The following is a 20,321-nucleotide window of genomic DNA, read 5'->3' as shown; positions in this document are numbered from 1 at the left end:
TTTTATAATCATGACATTTAATATAAATGTTCTGTCTCAACTATGATATTACAGATTAGTTTGTTTTGCCTATAAAATCTATACTTGATATACTACTTCAAAATCTTCAAAAATCACTGGCATATCATTCCTAAACTCATATCCAAGTTTATTTCCTTCTTCCCTGAAGAAATTAATATGTCCTGCACGCCATGATTCCAATGTATCATCTTCACCCCCACGCTTACAAATATCATAAGTAATATCTGAAAATGGAATAATTGTTACCGCAATTTGGACATTTTAATCTGTTCCTATCTAGTACAATATAGGAAAGTAGAAAAATTCCAGCAAGAATAAATAAAGGCCATTTGACAAATCCACCAACTATTGTAATTCCAAATAATACAGTAAATATCAAACCGAGATTAATATCTTTTCCTGGTATATACTTCATACCTGCACCTCCTTTAGATTAGCTAAATCATACTTGCTTCACATAATAAAACTAATCTAATTTATCTAACAAGAAAATTATACCATGTTTCCTGTGTTATTATGGTGATTTTCTGATTTTAGTACTGTATTATTCAGTTTTTAAAGAACATTTCTCTCATTAAATTTTAATCCTTGTGTCACATTATCTTGAATGTAAGCAATTAAAATTTTTTACAAAATAAAAAACAACATTAAAGCTGTTTAATAAAAAATCTAATTGTATAGATGCCATTTACACAATGTATGTGTTTACTTTTAAAGTCTTTGTGGTATAATAATAAAAAAGGTAATCGGATTTGCATAATGCGATTACCACCCAGGGATTAATCTATTTTAATCACTCTGCATGGCGCGCAGGGTGATTATTTTTTTCCTTTGTTGTTGTCCTTTACTAGGCTAACAATTAAGGAGATTAGCGATATCAATAGCATGCCAAACATCATCATTAAAGATATAGCTTGATATGTATCCATCGCTCCACCTCCTTTCATCTGAAAGTAAGGCGGCAACCACACCTGCTTTTACCTGATTACCCTATTTTAATAATATCATACACAATTATACTATATCAATAATCTGATCTATTTCTAATCTTTATTATCTCGAATCTTATTTATTTTTTCCAAATAATCTATAATATCTGTATTAACTACTCAGATTGCTATTTCTCTATTTTTATCATTTTATTGACGTATTTTACTTGAAATATGACATAAAAAATACCGCAAATTCATTTCTGAATAATACGGCATTTAAATTAATTTATCAGATATAACTCTTATTTTTTAAGCACAAGCCTTTTATCCTGATTGAATAATTTTCTTGAAGGATTTCCTTCAACTCTAAAAATTGTACCATCCGTTAAATCATATATTGATGACCAAACTGTATCAATTCCCTTTTTTCTATCATATTGACACATAAATCCCATATTCCCAGATAAAATATTTTTTATAAAATCTATCGAACGTTCTTGGGTATTGGAAAAAGCATTTACTAATGTTTTATATCGTTCATGAGAATATATATCGTCAACACCATTAAATTGATATTCTTGCATTTCTTCAGATACAAAATGATTTGTTGTAAACACATAATCTTTTCCTTGTTGAGGAGCTAAGACAATAACTTTGTCACAATTACATTCTACAACTACAATATTACCTAACTTATCTGCTAGCGTAATTGTTTGAGGTGAAGCAATCGGAAGTTTTTTTAATACCAATATTGCTTCATCTGTTGTTTTACATTTCTCTAAAATATATCTAACAAGCATCCCTGCATTAAGACCAGGTTTTATTTTTATAGGATAAATAAAAGTTAAACCAACCGCTAGTCCATGTTCGTTGATACCATCTTCCATTTCTGTCCACGCAGTTGTATTTCCAATAAATGAATATGCATTATTAAGTTTATAATAAGCACTATCACATAATTTTTCTATACTCACAATAAAGTCACTATTTCGAGCAAAGAATATTTTTCCTTCATTTGAAATAGCTAGACATGAACATTTATTATCGAATGTAAAACAATACATAGTAAAAATAAAACTTGCGACATCTATATAGTTTATTTTTAGTCCATCAGCCATTCCTTTTATTTCTTCAACTATTTCTGGATAAAATTTCTCATAAATTGGAATACATTTTACCGTAAACTCTTTTCTTTCATTGCTTATTGAAATACTACTCATTGGATTTACTCCATTTTTATAAAACATATTGCCATAACGTAGTCCTGCTTCATAGTGACAACCTTTCCATCTTGAATGATACATAAGGTCACTCTCCTAAGAGTTGGTACCACCTCATACATCCATAGTAAATGAATAAAATTTTTAATGCAACAACTATATTATTATTCCATTTTAACCCAATAAATATTAAATTAAATATTGATTATTAATACTGTATTATTCAGTTTTCGAGAAACATTGTTTTTATTTTAAATTTTAATATCTGTGCAATATTTTCTTTAAATTGAGTTATATACTTGTATTTCAATATAAAAAATACCATAAAATTCAGTTTTGAATAATACAGTATTTTAAATAATTATTCTATTTTGTAGTTATTATGTCTAATATGAATATAATGTAAGAAGCTCAAAAAACTCTAATATCAAATCCCATTATATATAGTCACATTTTCTATAGTTATATTTTTATTATTAAAAGTTTCATTGCTACATTGAGTAAAGACCTCTACATGATAGGTCTTATTTTCTTCGAATATTAAGGTCTGTCCTTTATTTAACTTAATCGTGATTGGGTTGTTCTCTACAATATACCCATCAAATATATAATTTATTAATTTTATATCTTCCTTAGTAAGATTACCCTTAACCACTACTTTATTTACTCCTATGATATTGTTCTCCCTGCTATTGGGCACCATGTATTCGTTCATAAATTCCCGAGATTTCTGATCCTTCATTTGTTGTATTCCAATTTGCAAAGGAATGCCTTTAAAAAAAGAAATATAACTATTTCTCCATGGCATTGTTCGAGTAAACAAATTAAAAAACCACTTAAACTCTAGATATTCAGGAACGGTAACTTCAATGTCTTTTTTCTTTAATTGTTCATAAACTCTATCTAAATCCACAGTATCTAACATCAGACAAATCAACCCTCTATGCCCTTGGTTATATAGCTTAACCCAATCCTCTTTCCACCCTCCACCATTATGCTTTAAGATGTTTATCATCTCAAAATATTCACTTCCAATCCATAAATTCGATGCCTTAAACCCTTTTGTTCCCTTCCCCCAACTCGGCTTATACGGAAATCCTGCATTTATGATTTGTTCAATTATTTTAGGATTACGCTGATAACCCTCATCTATATTTATTACAAAATGATCTAATGTAAACATTTGGCATCCCCCCCTTTTTTCTGAATCAGAATATTCATCTAATTTGATTTATCCAACAAGAAATTTATACTATTTTTTCTATGTTATTGTAGTGATTTTCTGATTTTAATACCATATTATTCAGCTTTGAAAAACATTTTTCATACTTTTAATCTTAATATCTATATTAACTACTCAGATTGCTGTTTCTCTGTTTCTATCATTTCATTGACCTATTCTACTTGAATTACGGCATAAAAACACCGCAAAATTCAGTTTTGAATAATACAGTATATTAAATAATTATTTGATTTTGTAATCATTACATCTAAGAGAGTAAGTTAAAAATACTACGATACTATTTTAATTTTGAACGTATATAAGAATGACCAAATAAATATAAAGGCTTGTAGTATGAATATGACAAGTCTTTCGGTAAGACCTAAAATGTTAAGATTTAGAGCTATTCCAATAGGATTTGTTGCACCAAATATGAATATTAGAATTCCAAAAATCAAACAGAATAAACCTAAGTTTTTCTGTTTTTCTTTTTTCCAATAACCCAAAGCAAGTGTAAACAAAGAAGCAATTGTCGTAAATACAACTACTACTGTCACAAGGATATGCATGGTATTTTGAAAATTCATTTCTGCTTTGTCTGCTGTAAGTGGAAACAAACTATATCCTATTGTTGTTGAAAGTGCCATAGCTGACATGATTCCATATCCTACGCTAGTAATTATGTGGTAGTGTTTTATAGAATGGAGCAGTAAAGATACTACAAAAACTAAAAAACATATTCCATAAATAGTAGTTAACACACGTAGAAAATTTGAGTGGGGCGCACCATCGGCAGTGAGAGAACTAATATCAGTGGTGATTGGATTATATTCATGCCATAAAAGCTGACCTAAAAAAACGTGTGTCATGTACACGACAGCACTTACCATCCCAAGCGAGAAACTGGCTTTGATTTGTTTCACAAATACCCTCCTTATTCGTATTATACTACTGTTGTGGCTAATCTTAATGTTATGAATCAAGATTGCCAATATACTCATTTTTTAAGATAGACATCACAATTAAAGATTCGTAGTTCCCATCATACAAAATACATTCTCTTAAGATACCCTCTTCAATAAATCCCTCAGATTTATAAAGGTTTTGCGCTATTTGATTTTTATATCTAACATCAAGCCACAGCCTATGTGCATTTAAATTTTCAAAGGTAATTTTCTTTACTAATTTTAGAGTTTCTCTTCCGAAACCCTTACCTTTGCTTGATATTACAACTCTCATAAACTCAATATTTCTATTTAGATTCGTTACACCTGCTATAATTACATATCCAGCAGGCTTTTGGCTTGTTCTATCTTCAACAATTAAATGCAAAATATCTTCCTCGTATAGGGCATTCCTATGTTGTTCTCTTGTCCATTGACTTACATATTTAGCATTGACAGGTTCTTGTTCAGAATTTACTACAAAATCCAAATCATCTTCTCGCGTATTTCTTAAAACTATTAAATTAGACTTTTCTTCAACTCGTTTCATATTTATTCCCCCTATAGTTAGTTCGCGGTAAAATACTAATATGATTTATTTAACAAGAAAGTTATACCGTATTTTCTACATGCTAGATCTATTTCATAACTTTCCTATTAAAAACCAAATATGCAATTCCAGCCATTGAAAACAATGCACAGATTATAATAATAGAATTTGCAGGAGAAGATACACTCGTAAGAAAAATAGTTGTTGCCCCATCTGCACCACCCATAATTCCTATAGAATCTACTTTATTTGCTTCTATATTTAATCTATAGGACAAATATATCGGTATCAAAAATCTAAATCCTAGATACAAGACAGTTACTATACTAGTAATAATAGTAATGATCTTAATTACTTTTGTTAATTTCGTTTTTTGCAATTCTTATTCACCTCAAAATTTAATAAAAATTTTTCTTCTATAGCTAACCAAAATAAAAATCAATCTATTTTCCATAACCTAATTCAATTAATTCCTTAATTGTCCATCTAGTCCCACTCATCTAACAAGAAAATTATACCATATTTTTTACATTGTTATATCAAATTTCTAATTCTTTAATACTATATTATTCAATTTTCGAAAAACATCATCCTGGCTTTAAACTTTAATAGTTACATCATATTTTCTTCATTAGTTGCAGCTAAATCTTGAATTATAAAACAAAAATACCGCATATTCACGTTGAATAGTACGGTATTATAAATAAATTATTTAATTATAAATTCAATTTGTTCATGATTTTTAATTATAATATGCTGTTATATAAAATATACATTTAAAACACTAAAATCATATCATACCATTTAGACCCGCCATGTGCTGACTTAGATATACCTTTATTTACGTACCCAAACTTTGTATAATAATGAATAAGTTTCTCTTTACACGTTAGAATAACGCCTTTGCGCCCCTCTAATCTTGATGCTTCTATCATATGATTCATTAATTGTGCAGCAATTCCTTGATTACGATACTCTGGTATAACATCAAGTCCAAAAATAGTCTGGTAATCTCCATCTGGAACATGTAGTGTAGCATCATTAAATAGTTCATCATAGATAGCAGTTTCATTGATTATGCACCCATTGATAAACCCAATTATTTCTCCTTCAATTTCTGCTACAAAAAAACTTTCTGGAAATGTCTTAATTCGTTGTTCGAATGATACCTTCGTAGCAGCCTCTTCCTCTGGAAAGCATCTTGCTTCCACTTCTGCTACCGCATCTAAGTCTTCTATAGATATTCTTCTAATTTTAATATCCATTACACTAATCTCCTTTTGTTTAAAAATAATAATTTTGTGAATTAGTTGATATAGAACAATCTAAGTTAGACTATCACTTGATTTTATTAAATAGTGTTTTTATTGAATAAAAAACAGATAATATTACGCATATAAAGTTAAGCAGAATTAAAAGTAAAAATGTGAAGTTTGCAAGGTTGCTTAATCTATTTGGTGTTGTATGGTAATCGAATCCCGTATAAAAATATGGAGCTGTCTGTGAAAATAAGCAAAGAAATAATAAGATTAAAATAAAAGATAGAAATGTGAACAAATATAATTTCTTTATATTTATATCTTTTTTCATTATGTTCTTCTCCCTTGTAAATGAACTATGGCACAATATTTTACTAGTCAGATTTATCTATCAAAAGTATTATACCATGTTTCCTATATTCTTGTATAAAGTTCTGTTTTATAATAACGTACTATTTAGTTTTCAAATAACACTATTCTTACTTTAGATTTTGATAACTATGTTATTATTTCTTCAATATAAGCAATAAATGCTGAATGTGTATTCCTAAATGCCCTATACCAATTATGATAGAAGACGCAATCAACCAAATTACCTTCCCATAAATACCCATTGGATGATTCCTACTCCAAATGATAGAACATTATTCTTATTTCAAATTTTAATAGTTATTTCGTATTCTCTTCATTAGTTGCAGCTAAATCTCGAATTGTAAAACAAAAATACCGCATATTCACGTTGAATAGTACAATATTATAAATAAATTATTTAATTATATAATTTTTACGTCCTATAAGAAGAATATATCCTTATCAAACTAGAAATTATACTTGTTATTTTACTCTAGAGCATCAATATATTATTTTGCATTTAATAAATCCATACCCGTATTAGATCTGAGCAACTTAATTGCTCTGATATTTTCTCCTTTGTTTTTCAATACCAATAATTCAGACTTCAAAGATTCATTGACAAAACTACTAGATAATTCTTTGTGTCCTGCTGCATCTACCAATCTATCTAATCGATTTTTTAGCTCCCTATTTTCTCTTTTTAAATCTGAAATTGTGTTCCATACTAGAAATCCTGATAATATAATAAGTCCTAAAGTTAAATGATCAATACACTTCCTCCTAACCCAATATAAAACATGTTCCTAATTATTTATAAATATCTTAAAAACCTCGGTTTCCTGTCCTCTTTCATCATGTGTTTTATAAACAAACTCCCAACCTAATCCTCTGTAATATTCAGAAGTATGCTCTGTTCTTAAATATAGTTCGTTAAACCCCAACTCTTTTACAACTTGCTGAACTTTATTAATTAACTCCCTTGCTATCCCTTTGCCTCTATAATATGGATTTACATACAATGAAGCTAACCAAGGAGTTAAATCCCTTTGAGTTTTTAAATCATTTTCAAATATAGAAACTGTCCCCGCACACTCACCATCTATCACTGCAATAAGTGTAATTGGAAAAGACGTTAATTTTGTATTTGCAAGATACTCAAGAACTTTATCTAAACTTAAAGTACCGCTTGCTTTCACAACAAACTCACTATAAATCCAATTTGCCACGGTATTAATATGTTCGGGATGATTATATAAATAGTCTATATACACTTTAATTCCTCCATTACTATGCTCATAATACACTACTAATCCAATCTACCTAGCAAGAAAACCATACCATATTTTCTATATAATTAGAAAACCGTCTATTTTAAAATACCATATTATTCAGTTTTTAAATATAAATTAAAATACTAATATCCTAACTCTTTTCCTACAATGATTACCTTTATTCTATCCTTAATAAACTGTCCTCTAATAATTGTAAAATCATTGCAAATTCGATTAGGGCTTTTACAATCAACACAATAACCCAAAGTAGTGCATGGAGTGTTTTTACCTAATCTTTTTGCGTCAATTGGAGCAGAGTAATTTCTGACCCTTTTTTCTGCTTCTTCTATATCCTTAACAATCTTATTGATTCCAGTTACTAAAATAACCTGTTTAGGACCATATATCATTGGTGCAACTCTACTTCCGTTACCATCTATATTATAAAGTTCACCATTTTCAGTTAAGGCATTTGTACTACAAAGAAAAGTATCAGCAGAAAAGTTTTTAATATAAATTTGTTTCTTTTCTTCGCTTGTAATTCCATCTTTATATTTATCTAAAAAAATGTAATTACCACTACGAAGCAAATCTATTACACCTGCTTCAAAAAGTGTCATTGAATCTCCTACACCAACTACAGAGTTTTCAGAAATAAGCTCTTTCAACAGTGCGATCAATTCAATCTCATTTTTTACAAAGAAACCTTTCATATTACGTTTTCTTAAATTATCTATTGTTCTATCAATTTGTTTTTCTATATACCACAAAACACTATTATCCACTGAAATACACTTCCTTTTATCCTAAGATTTTAATTTATGCTTTTATCTTACCAACAAATAATAAATCAATTATGTATCACATAATTTTACAATCACGAATTATCTTTTAAAGAAAATTATATCATATTGCGCTAAATATATGTTAATCCACCTTATAGTTTTGATAGTCAATACTGTATCATCTGGTTTTCAAAGAACATTATTAGTCCTTAGATTTTAATAGTTACGTCGTATAATATTTAAATTACGTTATAATCTTGAATTGCAACATAAAAAATACCGAAAATTCAGTTTTGAATAATACGGTATTTTAAATAATTATCCATTTTTATCGTTATTCCATCTAAAATAAAAATAACAAATTAAATAATAAACAAGAATAAAACATACTATGCTTAAATATTATGAATTTTTCTTTATGTAGATTTTAAAAGCCTTTATAGCCAGATACATCGTATATATAGCAACAAGTCTTATTAACCAATTAAAAATCATAATAAAAAAACTCACATAAAAAGCTCCAGTACGAGTTAAATCCACAAATATGCCCCCTTTTAATATGCTTATAACTATCATAATAATATACTAATGCGTATTATTAATCCAATAAGAATATTGTGAAACAACTAATGTTTAATCTCTTAATCCTGGCAAATATCTATCGCCAAACTCTTTTCTTGCTATCTTTGTATATTTCAAAATGAATTCAGTTTTATCATCATTGTATCCATCTCTATCATGCATGTATTTCTCTTTTAGTTATTGCTTTAGTTTTCCATATTCTTCAGCAATTTTTTATGAATTAAAAGATAATCTCTGAAATATAATTCATTCCAATCTCCCAAAAATCTAACATGGAGATGAAAAACTTTTTCAGCAACACCATTTGGAGTATAACCCTTATTAAATGATAGTTTAACAGTTTTAGAATAAGGCTTAATGATTTATTCATCCTTTTGGTTATCTGATTTACCTAATAAGTCTTTAACTTCATTTAATTTTCCCACTATTATATAAGTACATACTACGATTACCCCACATAAAGTCATCAAGCCAGTATAAGTAAACATATGATATGATATAGTAAATGAATCTCCTATAAAAATAAAATTTCCTATTATTTGCATTATAAACATGTTAAAAATATAAAAAGCAACCATTGCTATAATGCCTTTATATAACTTGTTCATATACTCCACCTCATTTCCCCTTATATATGATTACTTCGTCCTATGCATTTAATCTGATTTATCTAACAAGAAAATTATACCATATTTTCTATATTGCTATATCAAATTCCTAATTTTTTAATACTGTATTATTCAGTTTTCAAAGAGTATTGTTAGTACTTTAAATTTTAATAGTTATGTCGGATTTTCTTCATTGGTTGCAGATAATTCTTGGATTACGACGTAAAAACACCGTAAAATTCAGCTTCAAATTACACGGTGTTCAAGTAAATCATTGATTTTTGGTTGTTGTATTAAATAGAAACATTGCAAATTATTTATCTACATTTAATATGAAAATTTCCAATAAAATTATCATAAGTTGCCGAAAGTATATATTCTCCATCCTTATCTAAAGATACTTGTTCAGAGTAATTTTTATTAGTTCTAAAGTTTTTTATTACTTTACCATTTGAATTAGTTAATGTTAATTTTAAATTACCTTCTTTAATAGAAGAATTACAGACAAATTTAATAGTATCTCCTTTTTTTCCATCAAAAGTTACTTCAGAATTTGCGCTTTCTTTAGACGTAATATTTCTTCTAATAGACCCTGAATAACCAAAATCCGAATAAATTCCTATAACAAAAACAATAGCAATAACTATGATTCCAACTATAGTTTTTTTCACTTTTATTAATTCCTCCTGTATTGTATTTATTTCATCCTAATAAACGACTGCGACTTTATTTTTAAATGATGCGTCGTATAAGCTTATGAACTCATGACTAAATACTTCGCATTTTCTTTTTTATTAAGAATTTGATAATAATAGCAATAAATACAATCAATGCAACAGCTAATCCATATATTTGAATGCTTGTATACCAAGGTGCTGACTCAATTTCATATAAATGAGGATGATTTGTATAGTCAAAATATCTATATATGCAATAACCTATAAATACGCCAATAAATGATCCAATTACAGAATTTAAAATAATATTTAACCTTTCGAGCATATTGTCCACCTCTTCCTACCCTTATCTTTCTACTACATATTATTTTACTAATCTGACTTATCACATAAGAAGATTATACCATATTTTCTATATTGTTATAAAAGTTATTCATATTCAATACCGTATTATTCAGTTTTCAAAGAACACTATCCATATTTTTAATCTTAATGGCTATGATAACGATAGGTAAGGGTAATCTTTTATTTGTATAAACAGTCAGACTCCCTTTTCCCCCGTTCCACACCGTACGTACGATTTATCACCGTATACGGCGTTCCATCTAATCATTTATTTGTAATATAATTAATTTTTCCCTATATTCGTTAAGCTTTCTGAGTTGTTTTGTATTAATGACTCCTGAATAGTCATTGTTATTGTGAATCATCTTGTGACAAGATACACATACTGTAGCTAAATTTTTGACTTTGTTAATTTCGTCAAGTAGCAAGTACGGTCTAACATGATGTATGTGTACATTATCTTTGTGTAGGTCATTTCTACATATTCTACACTTACCTTTGTCTACATTAAATACATAGGGTCTATTTAGGTGATACTCAAAGTTATACTTTATTCCTGTTAAACCTTTTGCTATTAAATCGGATAATGTTAGTGAAAGTAATTCGTCAGCCCTTGTTTTAAGGGGCTTTTTCCCTGTTATTTTGTGATGAAGATTTCTACCTTCAAGACTATAGGGGGTTTCAATTTGATTTTTCAATTTAGTTTTAATCCATTTACTAAAATTCGTTGATGTTACCCCTACCCATTTGTCTTTATATCGAACAGCAGGGATTTTTGTATCATAATTTTCGTGTATCGATTTTAAGTTAGACACTTCACTAGCTCTAATCCATTTACCTCCGAATCTCTTTAGCGATTTGTATGAAGCATAATGTAGGTTAAAGGTTAATTTTCTAAGCTCCACGAATACGTGTGTGGCAGGTGCGTAGTAGTTGATTATTCCACGTATTGTACTGTTGTATATGTTGATATTATTCAATAGGTCGTTTATATCTCTACTACTTCGTAACTCTTTTGCCTTTTTCATTAATTCTTTTCTCTTGAGTTGAATTCTTACCCTATCGGGTTCAGTATGAGTTACAAATCCCTTTCGTGCATTTCCGCTCTTTTTAACTTTGAATGTAAATCCAAGAAATGATATTTTCTTTTTCCTAACATTTGTTATGAGAGTTTTGTCCTTAGACAGCTCTAATTTAAGGTGCTTTCTTAGCCACTTTTCGATAGCAAATTTCCACTTAACTGCATTTTCATAACTGTCAGTTATTAAACACCAGTCATCGGCATACCTCACCAAAAATGCAGGTTTTAGTTTGCAAGTATCTCTTAGCTGACGTAATTTACTTCCGTCTGAACAATACTGATGTCTAGTTTTGAACTTTTTCCAGCTATTATCAATGAATCTATCAAATTTATTTAAGTAAACATTTGCTAGTAGGGGAGATAATATCCCACCTTGTGGTGTGCCAAGTTCACTAACCATTGTTTCATTCATTATTCCTGCTTTAAGCATTTGTTTAATTATCATCAATAGTCTCTTATCAGCGATTCCCATGTTGTATAGTTCTCTAATTAAAATTTGATGATTTACCTTATCGAAGAACTTTGATATATCCCCTTCGACAATCCAATGGTATCCTGTTTTATGCACCAGACTTGTTAGTCTTTCCAATGCGTGGTGCGTATTTCTCATAGGTCTGAATCCATAACTATGTTCGAAAAACCTTCCCTCACATATTGGCTCTATCACTATTCGTATACATTCTTGAACAATTCGGTCTATGATAGTTGGAATTCCTAACGGTCTGAATTCATCTTTGCCTACCTTTGGAATCCATACTCGCCTTACACTTTGTGCCTTGTAGTTCATGAAAGCTTGTTGTACTTCCGATATTGTTTTATCATAATCCTGTTCAAGATATTTTCTGATAGTATATTTATCAATTCCTGCTGTTTTACTTCCTTTGTTAGCTTTAAGATTATGAATCGCAGTCATAATCGTTGGAATTGACATTGCCTTTTCGACTAATGAGTGAAATTTAAAGTTTTCATTATTCTTGGATTTTTCATAAAAGCGATCTTGCATTGCCCTCAGATCGTTGTCCGATTTCAGTAGTTTTTGTTGTTGTATCAACCGTTTTGTCATCTCCTTTAGGGTTAACAATACGTGACTACGTCATTTTCGCTTACCTGCTCCAAAAACCGTTAATTATATTTTTTATTTATTGGTTAGACTTGGGGTCTTCCCTCCACTACTTATTATCATAGTTTCTTAGGTACTATACCCCTACTGCCACGAGAATACAGGAATTTCGATAACTTATCTTATATCCTTAGAGTACGTATACCAACGTTAAAGCACTCTTTCTCGTTTCTCCTGTTCCACACTGATTAGCTTTTCATTTATGAGGTTCGTCTTTCTCTCTAAGCCGTTTAGACATATACACGATTGTATATATTAGTGATTTCCTCGTGTATTCCAACCCTATCAAAAGGAGTTATGCAGGTTGGGCAATGCGAAATGACCTTCCCACTTCTAAATATCCCGTAAGGACTAAATACATTTCTGTATTTCAAAATTCACGACCCGTACATTCGAGATTTCGTCAGTTCCTTCGGAACATTCTCAACGCTACTCATTTTCTAGCACCCCGCCTACTTCTATTTCCGTATCAGAATGACTTAGGTAATATTTTGGGCGACTTCACCGAGCTACTAACATTTCATGTGGTATCAATCCATGCTAGTCGGAGTATTAGGCTTTTTCAAGCTCACCAGACTTGTCAAAGGAATCTCACCCTTGAATAATCACCAGTACAGTTAGTTATGGACTCCTTCGTTCCATTTCCGCCTGTTTTATTCCTAATTACTTAGGAGATTGTCAGACAACAGGACGCACTCGCATAATCTTCATTAGCTGCAGCTAATTCCTGTAATGTGACATAAAAAATACCGAAAATTCATTTCTGAATAATGCGGTATTTTAAATAGTTATTCGTTTTATAATTATTGCATCTACTAAGAAAATTATGACTCCAATATACTTACTTTAATTTCATATGAAGTATAGGAAATGGATTTCCTTATTCATCAAGTTCTGACTTTTTAAATATGTCGAATCCCATATGCTTATAGAATCCTATACCCTGCATATTCTGCTCATATACATAAACAAAATAAAATTGCAATTTTATTATCTCCGTTAACAATCAATTCTATCTATTCAATGTTGTAATTTTGAAAAACAGTTTCTATTAAATGATTCAATATAGCTCTCCCGTATCCTTTTCCATGATATTTTTCTTCAACCGAAATAATTTCAGCAGTAACTCTCTTAGTGTTTATATATAACTATTTATGAGCAATTGCTTCAATTTCAATACAAGCTCCTTTAGGCATTGCTACAACTTGAAGACATGTGCGAATTGGATATTCTTCTGTAAAATACTCTTTGTAAATATTATTAACTGTATCAAAATCATTAATATCTTTTAAATAAACATTAACTTTAAGTACTTTATCCAATGAACTGCCTCCAGATTCTAGAATGGCTTTTACATTAGCCAAAGTCTGTCTAGTTTCGGCTTCTATACCTCCTTCTACAAGCTGACCTGTTGAAGGATTAATCCCTGTTTGACCTGCCACAAAAACTAAAGAATCATATACAACACCTTGAGAATAAGGACCTGTAGGTTTCATAGATTCGTTAGTGGATATAACTTGTTTTTTTGACATAACACTGTCCCCCTTAAAATTACTATTTAAGTAGTATATTAAAGCCATTTTCTCATAATATACTTAAACATGTCAATGAAGAGTTTATTTATAATTTTTAAGATATCTAACAAGAGCTAATGAACTATAGTGTTGATTGTTATGTATTTTAGGAGAAGTCAGTTTTAACTTCCCTTAATTAAATAATATGCTTATCAGGATCATAGAAACGAACAACGCGTTGTCCCCAAGAATGTTCTACCATGGTATGCACATAGTTAATACCTTCAATGTCGTTTATCTTTTGAATAAAACCATCAAAATCATCTTCTTCAAAATATAACTCTGCTACATTTTCTCCAAAAACAATTTCATTATCATGTTTTTGAATAAAAGTTGATCAAGTATTTTTTGTTTGTAATGCAATACCACCTGTTAAAGTTACATTTGCACCAAAATCAACAACAACTTCTAAACCAAGCACTTCATAGTAAAATCACTTTGACTTTTCCATATTCGAAACAACTATCAATGGATTTGAGAACTTCATTGTTCCCCTCCTTGTGTATAATCACCTTATTCTATAACTATATATCGATTTTCAACTTCCATTTAAAGCATAGCTAAGTTTAAAAGAAAATTATAGGTTATCTAAGGTTTTATTATTACTACAAATAATATGAAAATTGCGAAGTAAAATTACCATAGATTATGCTCATTTTACTTAGTTTTCTTTTTTGCTATTTTATATTTTTGATAAAGAATATCCTTTAAAACCAAAACAGTGTCTGAATCGTTAAATTCAAATTCATTTTTAAAAGCATCATATAACTCAGATATCTTCTCACTATAGGTATCTATTCCTTTTATACCTTGATATGCAGATAAAATCGGATACTTTTTACTCCATGCACTTGTCCAGTCGATTTCATCAACTATCATTTCAATACTAGTGAGGTTTGATCTGTTTCCCATTTACTTACTGTTTGTCGAGATACACCTAATTTTTCAGCAACATCTTCCTGCGATAAACCTGCCTGTTTACGCAAATATAATAATTTTTTGCCTAATGACATAATTATAACCAGCCTTTCCTCTATTTCAAGTTAACCTGTAACTACAGTATACTAAACACTAAAAACCTTTTCTATCAAGTAGAGCTGGAAATTTGTCAACTAAACTTAACATTTTAATGTGTACCGAAATTAGATAAATAATGTTTTACTAGTACTATTCCACCTATTTGATTTATATAGCAATAAAATCATTTTGCTATGGACTCATCATAATCTCCAGCCCAATTATCAAAGCCTTTACTGTCTAACATATGCTTTTCCCCTTTACTATTTCTTAGCTATTTTTTAATTTTAGTATTTTGTAAGTAATATAGGTTCCTTTTTTACTTTCACTATCTGTAGTACAAAATAGTGCTATCTCGTTTACAATACAATTATGATTAATTTCTTTATCAGGAATGCTCTTGAATATTTCTTTATATACACTTGCAGGCTGTTCACCCAATGCTATTGTTGAATGGAAGTAGTATTTTTCATTATTATCTGTATCCCATGAATTTTCAGCAATATATTTATAAATTTCATTATGCAACTCTCTTAATTCTTTACCTTCTTCAATAGCCATCCATAAAACAGGGAAACCTACCTCAGCGTCACCAAATATCTTTAACTCGATATCTTTAATTAAAACTTCAAATGGTTTTACGCTTTCTGCCAAATAATGAAAGTACTTCTCAACTTCTTCAAGATTCTTAACATCAAATACTGGACCTAAAGTAATATGTTGAGGAAGCCTAGCAGATATAAAACCAGTATTATATTTTATATCGAAATCAAATGCTAATTTTCTTGAATAGTTGTGTATCTCGTTATCAACAAGTAAAGCAAAACATGCCTTCATTTATGAAACCTCCAAACTAAAGTATTTTGATAATAATTTTTCCAAAAACTTACCTACCTTTTATCTTCACTTAAAATATTAGAGTCTTTTCCTTATGTAATTAATGTAAATATTTAAAATTAAATAACTATAGTAGATGCTTAGCTACCTCTATTTGTATCTTCTTGTTTTCATCCATAAGTTTATAAAAAATCTTCCTATCCCTAGCTTTTCACCTACATAATTTGCAACTTTCATCCAAATACCTATAACTGCTGTATATACAAATAATGTCACTAATACTACTAAATTCAATTGAATATATTCCATAATTTTGTCCTCCTTTACAAGGAATCAATTAATTAACAGTACTAGCTGTACATAATCCATCTATCATGTCTAATATAAATATTGTGTAGCAAAATATGAATAGTTCATTTTATTCAAATCTCTTAAAGGTTTTATTCAAATTCTTCTATTATTTCTTGGGTACCACCATTTTTTACAATCTTCACTTGTACATCTTTGATATCACTGATTGCATACCAAAACCCTTTGTCACCTTCAACCTCGATAATTTTCGCTGGTTCTTCACCTACATATACTTCTGAAATAGTTTTATTACTAATTGCTCCTGAATAAATATATGGAACTTGGTTCATTGAAGACCATTTATGACGTGAATCCCATTTTGCTCATCTTGTTTGTCTCCATTTCCACTTATCGTTTTCTTTTTCAAAATATGCGATAAAAATTTGTTCTTTCTGCAAATTCTCCTCTTTAAAAATTGCAATAGCATCATCTTTATGCACAACATTCATTCCCTTATGAATAAGTGAATAAAAATAATCCTCTTCTCCTTTATACATTTCATCCATAGTTGTGTGAAAAAAATTTCTCAAATGTTTCTTCTTTTGAACAACCAATTAAAAGTGCTATGCAAATCAGAAACATAAAAAAAATTTTCTTTCTCAATCTTCTTCCCCTTTCTCAATGCTTTTTATGTAATAATAAGACGTAATATTTACTGATGCGACATAACTTAATTAAGAATAATATTCAATAGCTTACTTATTTTTGTGTTTAATCCACTTTACAATATCTATTCCCAATTTGAAAGTAATGCCCAATAAAAATCCCCATATATGAATTTGCATATTTAATTCCTGCTAACTAATATAAGCAATCCTTCCTTCACGTTTTATAACTGTTTAGCCTAAAAAAGATGTTGCGCAACAGACTTTAAAAAGTGAACTATTTTAATTTATCAATTATTTCATATTTAAATATAGCAATTATCATAGCTACTGCAGCTACTGCAGCATAAAGATCATATATTAGACCTACTATGAATAATATCACTGCACCTAGAATTAATCCTATTATCATTAATTTCTTTGGAATTAGTTCATTAATAATCCCTAACAATTTCATAATTAACTCCCCTTTCACTTGTTGTGTCTAAAAAAGAGAATACAACATAAATATAATGAAGATTATTCTCACAATTCATTTGAATAAGTTTTTTTTATTCTTTGATTTGTAAAGTAAACAGACGTAATAATTGCAATCAAAAAACTCAAGAGATAAAATATCATATAGAATAACAAAGCAAAACTACCACCAGCTGATAAATTTCCGTACCCCCGCATTATTTTATTCAGCCAATAATATACAAAATCTGTTTCTCTATATACCAAAAAAGTTATTATTCCTACCGGTAAAGAAATTAACCATTTATAAAATGCATAGAGATGACTTTTTGATGCTATTAATAGACCCACTATAATATTTGTTAAAATAGCCGATAAAAGTATAATACCAAAAGAGTTATCAATATATATGAATGTCAAAACCATAGTCCAAAAGAACGATGAAACATAAATGACACCACAAGCCATTCCTTTCATAACTTTTATAATATCCATACTATTCCTCCAATTCTATAAATAATCTTGTTCTCTTATTTTTAAAAGTACGATGCAACTAATATAAACCTTGTTGAGCCTTTTAGATATAATCCAACTTATCCAACAAGAAGATTATACCATATTTTCTATATTGTTGTAGTAGTTTTCTATTTTTTAACACCGTACTATTCAGTTCTCGAAGATCATTATTAATGCTTTAGATTTTAATAGTTACGTCACATTTTCTTAATTGATTGCAGCTAAATCTTGTAATACGACATAAAAAATACCGCAAATTCATTTCTGAATAATACGGTAACTCAATGAAATATTTAGTTTTAATAATCATGACGTTTAATATAAAATTTGCAAATAAAACAATATTTTATATTACTCTAATAATATTGGTAAATACTATAAACTTTCAGATAGTTTTTGATAACTAATTTTAATAAATGGTTTATCATCAATAATTTCCTCTCTCAGCCAGGCTAAATATTCAGCATGAGGATTGACATCTTTCTTTGAAAATATCTCTTTGATAAATTTATATGTGCATATTCTACGATACTTTAAGAATAAATCAAATTTGTCAATCCAAAAACTTTCTATACTGTTTTGAGTTCTATATCCTTTTAAAAAAGAATAAATAAATTTTTCAGCGAAAATATTTCGAGCTTGAGTTTCTTTATATGAAATTGCAGAAACAAACTGAAACAGTGTTAAAGCTATATCCAACGAATACCAGCTGCAAATACAATCATCAAAATCAAATACCTTTACTTTATCACCATCAATAAAGAAATTTAATTGGTGCAGATCATTGTGTATTATACCATATGAATCTACCGTTCTGGGCAATTTTTCAAGTTCAAAAATTATCTCATCCCATATTTTAAGTACATCATCATCAAGTGAACTAAATTCAGTTGAAAATGCAAAATCATCATTCCATTCAAAACATAATTTTGGTTTTCTATCAAGTATATACTGCTTTGAACATTTGTGGATATTACCCATAATCGAACCTAATTTATAAAATAGAGTTTCATTCCATTCATCAAGATTATTCTGATTTACAAGTCGTCCTGGCGCTTTATCAAAAGCACATAATATGTACGACTCTCCGTCTATACTGACTATTTCGTATAACTTCCCGTTTCTGCTTAAGATAGGATTTATGACTTCTCCAATTTGCTCCGAAAGATACTTTAACCACTTTAATTCAAAATCAATATGTTTTTCCTTATACTCTGAACACTCGGAAATTCTTAGAATAATTAGATTATCTTTCGTTGAAAGTTCAAATATCATATTAGCCGAGTTTCCTAATGGATTTTTATTTACAGTTTTGGCATTGTATATGCTTTCTGCTTTCTCTAATATTTGTCTAACAGATTGATCCATCGTTTTCATTCAGACTTTCACCTCATTTTTTGAAATATTTTTAGTTCACATTTTCTGCTAATCCGATTTATCTAACAAAAAAATTATTTAATAGTTATGTTGCATTTTAAGAAGAATGTGCAATAAGATTTATTCATTTATCTGTTCTAAAATTACTTTTCTTTTATAAAAACCATACTTTTTATAAAATTCTAATACATTCTCGTTGCCTTCTGCTACTCCTATTATTTTTGTTTTTACTTGATTGCTATCCAACCACTCTAATGCCCTATTCATTAACTTATCACCTAAACCATACTTCCGGTATTCTTTCTCAATAAAAAGAGAGTCAACTTCTCCCACTAAGTCTTTATTTATTGTACTGATACAATAACCAATATATAACTCCTTGTTCTTATCTTTAATTAAATCTATTTTAATCTCTAAAGTTTTATCGTTAACAAACTTATTTTTTCTAACTTCAAAATTCAAATTTCTGAACTTATCAGAAAAATAATTTGAGGTAAGTTCATGATGTTTATTTAATTTTTCCCATAAAGGTTGTACTAAATCAAGTAATTCTATATTCCCATTTATAAATTCAAAATTGCTCATATATAATCCTCCTCTTAAATAGATCAATGCAT

At 29.0% G+C, this 20,321-nt stretch carries 29 protein-coding genes; all 29 read right to left on the bottom strand.

The window, feature by feature from the left end; translation table 11 throughout:
- Window positions 1-78: 78 nt before the first annotated feature.
- Window positions 79-231, bottom strand: a complete 153-nt coding sequence (locus HYG84_RS10985; protein WP_249168760.1) for an ASCH domain-containing protein — start codon at window positions 229-231, stop codon at window positions 79-81.
- A 1-nt stretch (window position 232) separates the two neighbouring features.
- Entirely contained in the window at window positions 233-436 is a 204-nt protein-coding gene (locus tag HYG84_RS10980; protein WP_212377049.1) for a hypothetical protein, read from the bottom strand.
- 403 nt (window positions 437-839) lie between these two features.
- Window positions 840-950: a putative holin-like toxin gene (locus HYG84_RS20360; RefSeq protein ID WP_249168594.1), complete on the bottom strand. Its 111-nt coding sequence runs from the start codon at window positions 948-950 to the stop codon at window positions 840-842.
- Window positions 951-1,255: 305 nt separating this feature from the next.
- Complete coding sequence (locus tag HYG84_RS10975) at window positions 1,256-2,257, bottom strand: C45 family autoproteolytic acyltransferase/hydolase (RefSeq protein WP_212377046.1); 1,002 nt, start codon at window positions 2,255-2,257, stop codon at window positions 1,256-1,258.
- Between the two features lie 343 nt (window positions 2,258-2,600).
- Window positions 2,601-3,356: a hypothetical protein gene (locus HYG84_RS10970; RefSeq protein WP_212377044.1), complete on the bottom strand. Its 756-nt coding sequence runs from the start codon at window positions 3,354-3,356 to the stop codon at window positions 2,601-2,603.
- A 329-nt stretch (window positions 3,357-3,685) separates the two neighbouring features.
- Window positions 3,686-4,318 carry a DUF998 domain-containing protein gene (locus tag HYG84_RS10965; protein ID WP_249168593.1) on the bottom strand — a complete coding sequence of 211 codons (633 nt, stop codon included), beginning with the start codon at window positions 4,316-4,318 and terminating at the stop codon, window positions 3,686-3,688.
- A 49-nt stretch (window positions 4,319-4,367) separates the two neighbouring features.
- Window positions 4,368-4,889, bottom strand: a complete 522-nt coding sequence (locus HYG84_RS10960) for a GNAT family N-acetyltransferase (protein ID WP_212377038.1) — start codon at window positions 4,887-4,889, stop codon at window positions 4,368-4,370.
- Window positions 4,890-4,977: 88 nt separating this feature from the next.
- Complete coding sequence (locus HYG84_RS10955) at window positions 4,978-5,268, bottom strand: hypothetical protein (protein ID WP_212377035.1); 291 nt, start codon at window positions 5,266-5,268, stop codon at window positions 4,978-4,980.
- A gap of 397 nt (window positions 5,269-5,665) precedes the next feature.
- Window positions 5,666-6,154, bottom strand: a complete 489-nt coding sequence (locus HYG84_RS10950; protein ID WP_212377032.1) for a GNAT family N-acetyltransferase — start codon at window positions 6,152-6,154, stop codon at window positions 5,666-5,668.
- A gap of 854 nt (window positions 6,155-7,008) precedes the next feature.
- Window positions 7,009-7,164 carry a hypothetical protein gene (locus tag HYG84_RS10945; RefSeq protein ID WP_212377029.1) on the bottom strand — a complete coding sequence of 52 codons (156 nt, stop codon included), beginning with the start codon at window positions 7,162-7,164 and terminating at the stop codon, window positions 7,009-7,011.
- Between the two features lie 141 nt (window positions 7,165-7,305).
- Window positions 7,306-7,773, bottom strand: a complete 468-nt coding sequence (locus HYG84_RS10940; protein ID WP_212377026.1) for a GNAT family N-acetyltransferase — start codon at window positions 7,771-7,773, stop codon at window positions 7,306-7,308.
- A gap of 143 nt (window positions 7,774-7,916) precedes the next feature.
- The gene (locus tag HYG84_RS10935) at window positions 7,917-8,558 is read right to left on the bottom strand and encodes a lactate utilization protein (protein ID WP_212377023.1); all 642 of its coding nucleotides are present in this window, start codon (window positions 8,556-8,558) and stop codon (window positions 7,917-7,919) included.
- A 944-nt stretch (window positions 8,559-9,502) separates the two neighbouring features.
- On the bottom strand, window positions 9,503-9,748 hold the full coding sequence (locus tag HYG84_RS10930) for a hypothetical protein (protein WP_212377020.1): 246 nt from the start codon (window positions 9,746-9,748) through the stop codon (window positions 9,503-9,505).
- Between the two features lie 317 nt (window positions 9,749-10,065).
- Entirely contained in the window at window positions 10,066-10,419 is a 354-nt protein-coding gene (locus tag HYG84_RS10925; protein ID WP_212377017.1) for a hypothetical protein, read from the bottom strand.
- Between the two features lie 97 nt (window positions 10,420-10,516).
- Window positions 10,517-10,750, bottom strand: a complete 234-nt coding sequence (locus HYG84_RS10920) for a hypothetical protein (protein ID WP_212377014.1) — start codon at window positions 10,748-10,750, stop codon at window positions 10,517-10,519.
- Between the two features lie 280 nt (window positions 10,751-11,030).
- Window positions 11,031-12,914 carry a group II intron reverse transcriptase/maturase gene (ltrA, locus tag HYG84_RS10915; RefSeq protein WP_212377011.1) on the bottom strand — a complete coding sequence of 628 codons (1,884 nt, stop codon included), beginning with the start codon at window positions 12,912-12,914 and terminating at the stop codon, window positions 11,031-11,033.
- A gap of 1,073 nt (window positions 12,915-13,987) precedes the next feature.
- Window positions 13,988-14,083, bottom strand: coding sequence for a GNAT family N-acetyltransferase (locus HYG84_RS20760; protein ID WP_249168759.1), 96 nt, complete (start codon window positions 14,081-14,083; stop codon window positions 13,988-13,990).
- A gap of 36 nt (window positions 14,084-14,119) precedes the next feature.
- Window positions 14,120-14,503 (bottom strand): Rid family detoxifying hydrolase, encoded by a 384-nt coding sequence (locus HYG84_RS10905; protein ID WP_212377007.1) that lies wholly within the window; start codon window positions 14,501-14,503, stop codon window positions 14,120-14,122.
- Window positions 14,504-14,681: 178 nt separating this feature from the next.
- Entirely contained in the window at window positions 14,682-14,852 is a 171-nt protein-coding gene (locus tag HYG84_RS20880; RefSeq protein ID WP_442860809.1) for a hypothetical protein, read from the bottom strand.
- Window positions 14,853-15,202: 350 nt separating this feature from the next.
- Window positions 15,203-15,424, bottom strand: a complete 222-nt coding sequence (locus HYG84_RS20665; protein WP_330655438.1) for a hypothetical protein — start codon at window positions 15,422-15,424, stop codon at window positions 15,203-15,205.
- Window positions 15,421-15,558 carry a helix-turn-helix transcriptional regulator gene (locus HYG84_RS20660; protein ID WP_330655437.1) on the bottom strand — a complete coding sequence of 46 codons (138 nt, stop codon included), beginning with the start codon at window positions 15,556-15,558 and terminating at the stop codon, window positions 15,421-15,423. Before HYG84_RS20660 ends, HYG84_RS20665 begins: the two co-directional genes overlap by 4 nt.
- Window positions 15,559-15,832: 274 nt before the next feature.
- A complete protein-coding gene (locus HYG84_RS10890) occupies window positions 15,833-16,399 on the bottom strand; it encodes a 2'-5' RNA ligase family protein (protein ID WP_212377004.1) in 567 nt (188 codons plus the stop codon).
- Between the two features lie 150 nt (window positions 16,400-16,549).
- Entirely contained in the window at window positions 16,550-16,708 is a 159-nt protein-coding gene (locus tag HYG84_RS10885) for a hypothetical protein (protein ID WP_212377001.1), read from the bottom strand.
- A 131-nt stretch (window positions 16,709-16,839) separates the two neighbouring features.
- The gene (locus HYG84_RS10880; protein WP_212376998.1) at window positions 16,840-17,040 is read right to left on the bottom strand and encodes a hypothetical protein; all 201 of its coding nucleotides are present in this window, start codon (window positions 17,038-17,040) and stop codon (window positions 16,840-16,842) included.
- Window positions 17,041-17,073: 33 nt separating this feature from the next.
- Window positions 17,074-17,256 carry a hypothetical protein gene (locus HYG84_RS10875; RefSeq protein WP_212376994.1) on the bottom strand — a complete coding sequence of 61 codons (183 nt, stop codon included), beginning with the start codon at window positions 17,254-17,256 and terminating at the stop codon, window positions 17,074-17,076.
- 376 nt (window positions 17,257-17,632) lie between these two features.
- Window positions 17,633-17,812 (bottom strand): hypothetical protein, encoded by a 180-nt coding sequence (locus HYG84_RS10870; RefSeq protein ID WP_212376991.1) that lies wholly within the window; start codon window positions 17,810-17,812, stop codon window positions 17,633-17,635.
- A gap of 68 nt (window positions 17,813-17,880) precedes the next feature.
- Complete coding sequence (locus tag HYG84_RS10865; protein WP_212376988.1) at window positions 17,881-18,306, bottom strand: hypothetical protein; 426 nt, start codon at window positions 18,304-18,306, stop codon at window positions 17,881-17,883.
- A gap of 396 nt (window positions 18,307-18,702) precedes the next feature.
- On the bottom strand, window positions 18,703-19,704 hold the full coding sequence (locus HYG84_RS10860) for a phosphotransferase enzyme family protein (RefSeq protein WP_212376985.1): 1,002 nt from the start codon (window positions 19,702-19,704) through the stop codon (window positions 18,703-18,705).
- 120 nt (window positions 19,705-19,824) lie between these two features.
- Window positions 19,825-20,289 carry a GNAT family N-acetyltransferase gene (locus HYG84_RS10855; protein WP_212376983.1) on the bottom strand — a complete coding sequence of 155 codons (465 nt, stop codon included), beginning with the start codon at window positions 20,287-20,289 and terminating at the stop codon, window positions 19,825-19,827.
- Window positions 20,290-20,321: the final 32 nt, after the last annotated feature.

Origin of the sequence: Alkaliphilus sp. B6464 (assembly GCF_018141165.1) — a bacterium.
GTDB lineage: Bacteria > Bacillota > Clostridia > Peptostreptococcales > Natronincolaceae > Alkaliphilus_B.
This window is presented reverse-complemented; position numbering and strand designations above follow the sequence as displayed.

What these genes read in the sequence shown, in the direction of transcription:
- HYG84_RS10920 (WP_212377014.1), bottom strand. Translation starts at nt 10,750, where the DNA reads ATGCTCGAAAGGTTAAATATTATTTTAAATTCTGTAATTGGATCATTT.
- HYG84_RS20360 (WP_249168594.1), bottom strand. Translation starts at nt 950, where the DNA reads ATGGATACATATCAAGCTATATCTTTAATGATGATGTTTGGCATGCTA.
- HYG84_RS10855 (WP_212376983.1), bottom strand. Translation starts at nt 20,289, where the DNA reads ATGAGCAATTTTGAATTTATAAATGGGAATATAGAATTACTTGATTTA.
- HYG84_RS10870 (WP_212376991.1), bottom strand. Translation starts at nt 17,812, where the DNA reads ATGAAATTGTTAGGGATTATTAATGAACTAATTCCAAAGAAATTAATG.
- HYG84_RS10950 (WP_212377032.1), bottom strand. Translation starts at nt 6,154, where the DNA reads ATGGATATTAAAATTAGAAGAATATCTATAGAAGACTTAGATGCGGTA.
- HYG84_RS10980 (WP_212377049.1), bottom strand. Translation starts at nt 436, where the DNA reads ATGAAGTATATACCAGGAAAAGATATTAATCTCGGTTTGATATTTACT.
- HYG84_RS10970 (WP_212377044.1), bottom strand. Translation starts at nt 3,356, where the DNA reads ATGTTTACATTAGATCATTTTGTAATAAATATAGATGAGGGTTATCAG.
- HYG84_RS10905 (WP_212377007.1), bottom strand. Translation starts at nt 14,503, where the DNA reads ATGTCAAAAAAACAAGTTATATCCACTAACGAATCTATGAAACCTACA.
- HYG84_RS10880 (WP_212376998.1), bottom strand. Translation starts at nt 17,040, where the DNA reads ATGAACCAAGTTCCATATATTTATTCAGGAGCAATTAGTAATAAAACT.
- HYG84_RS20665 (WP_330655438.1), bottom strand. Translation starts at nt 15,424, where the DNA reads ATGATAGTTGATGAAATCGACTGGACAAGTGCATGGAGTAAAAAGTAT.
- HYG84_RS20660 (WP_330655437.1), bottom strand. Translation starts at nt 15,558, where the DNA reads ATGTCATTAGGCAAAAAATTATTATATTTGCGTAAACAGGCAGGTTTA.
- ltrA (WP_212377011.1), bottom strand. Translation starts at nt 12,914, where the DNA reads ATGACAAAACGGTTGATACAACAACAAAAACTACTGAAATCGGACAAC.
- HYG84_RS10960 (WP_212377038.1), bottom strand. Translation starts at nt 4,889, where the DNA reads ATGAAACGAGTTGAAGAAAAGTCTAATTTAATAGTTTTAAGAAATACG.
- HYG84_RS10885 (WP_212377001.1), bottom strand. Translation starts at nt 16,708, where the DNA reads ATGGAATATATTCAATTGAATTTAGTAGTATTAGTGACATTATTTGTA.
- HYG84_RS10930 (WP_212377020.1), bottom strand. Translation starts at nt 9,748, where the DNA reads ATGAACAAGTTATATAAAGGCATTATAGCAATGGTTGCTTTTTATATT.
- HYG84_RS10875 (WP_212376994.1), bottom strand. Translation starts at nt 17,256, where the DNA reads ATGGATGAAATGTATAAAGGAGAAGAGGATTATTTTTATTCACTTATT.
- HYG84_RS10890 (WP_212377004.1), bottom strand. Translation starts at nt 16,399, where the DNA reads ATGAAGGCATGTTTTGCTTTACTTGTTGATAACGAGATACACAACTAT.
- HYG84_RS10975 (WP_212377046.1), bottom strand. Translation starts at nt 2,257, where the DNA reads ATGTATCATTCAAGATGGAAAGGTTGTCACTATGAAGCAGGACTACGT.
- HYG84_RS10860 (WP_212376985.1), bottom strand. Translation starts at nt 19,704, where the DNA reads ATGAAAACGATGGATCAATCTGTTAGACAAATATTAGAGAAAGCAGAA.
- HYG84_RS10865 (WP_212376988.1), bottom strand. Translation starts at nt 18,306, where the DNA reads ATGGATATTATAAAAGTTATGAAAGGAATGGCTTGTGGTGTCATTTAT.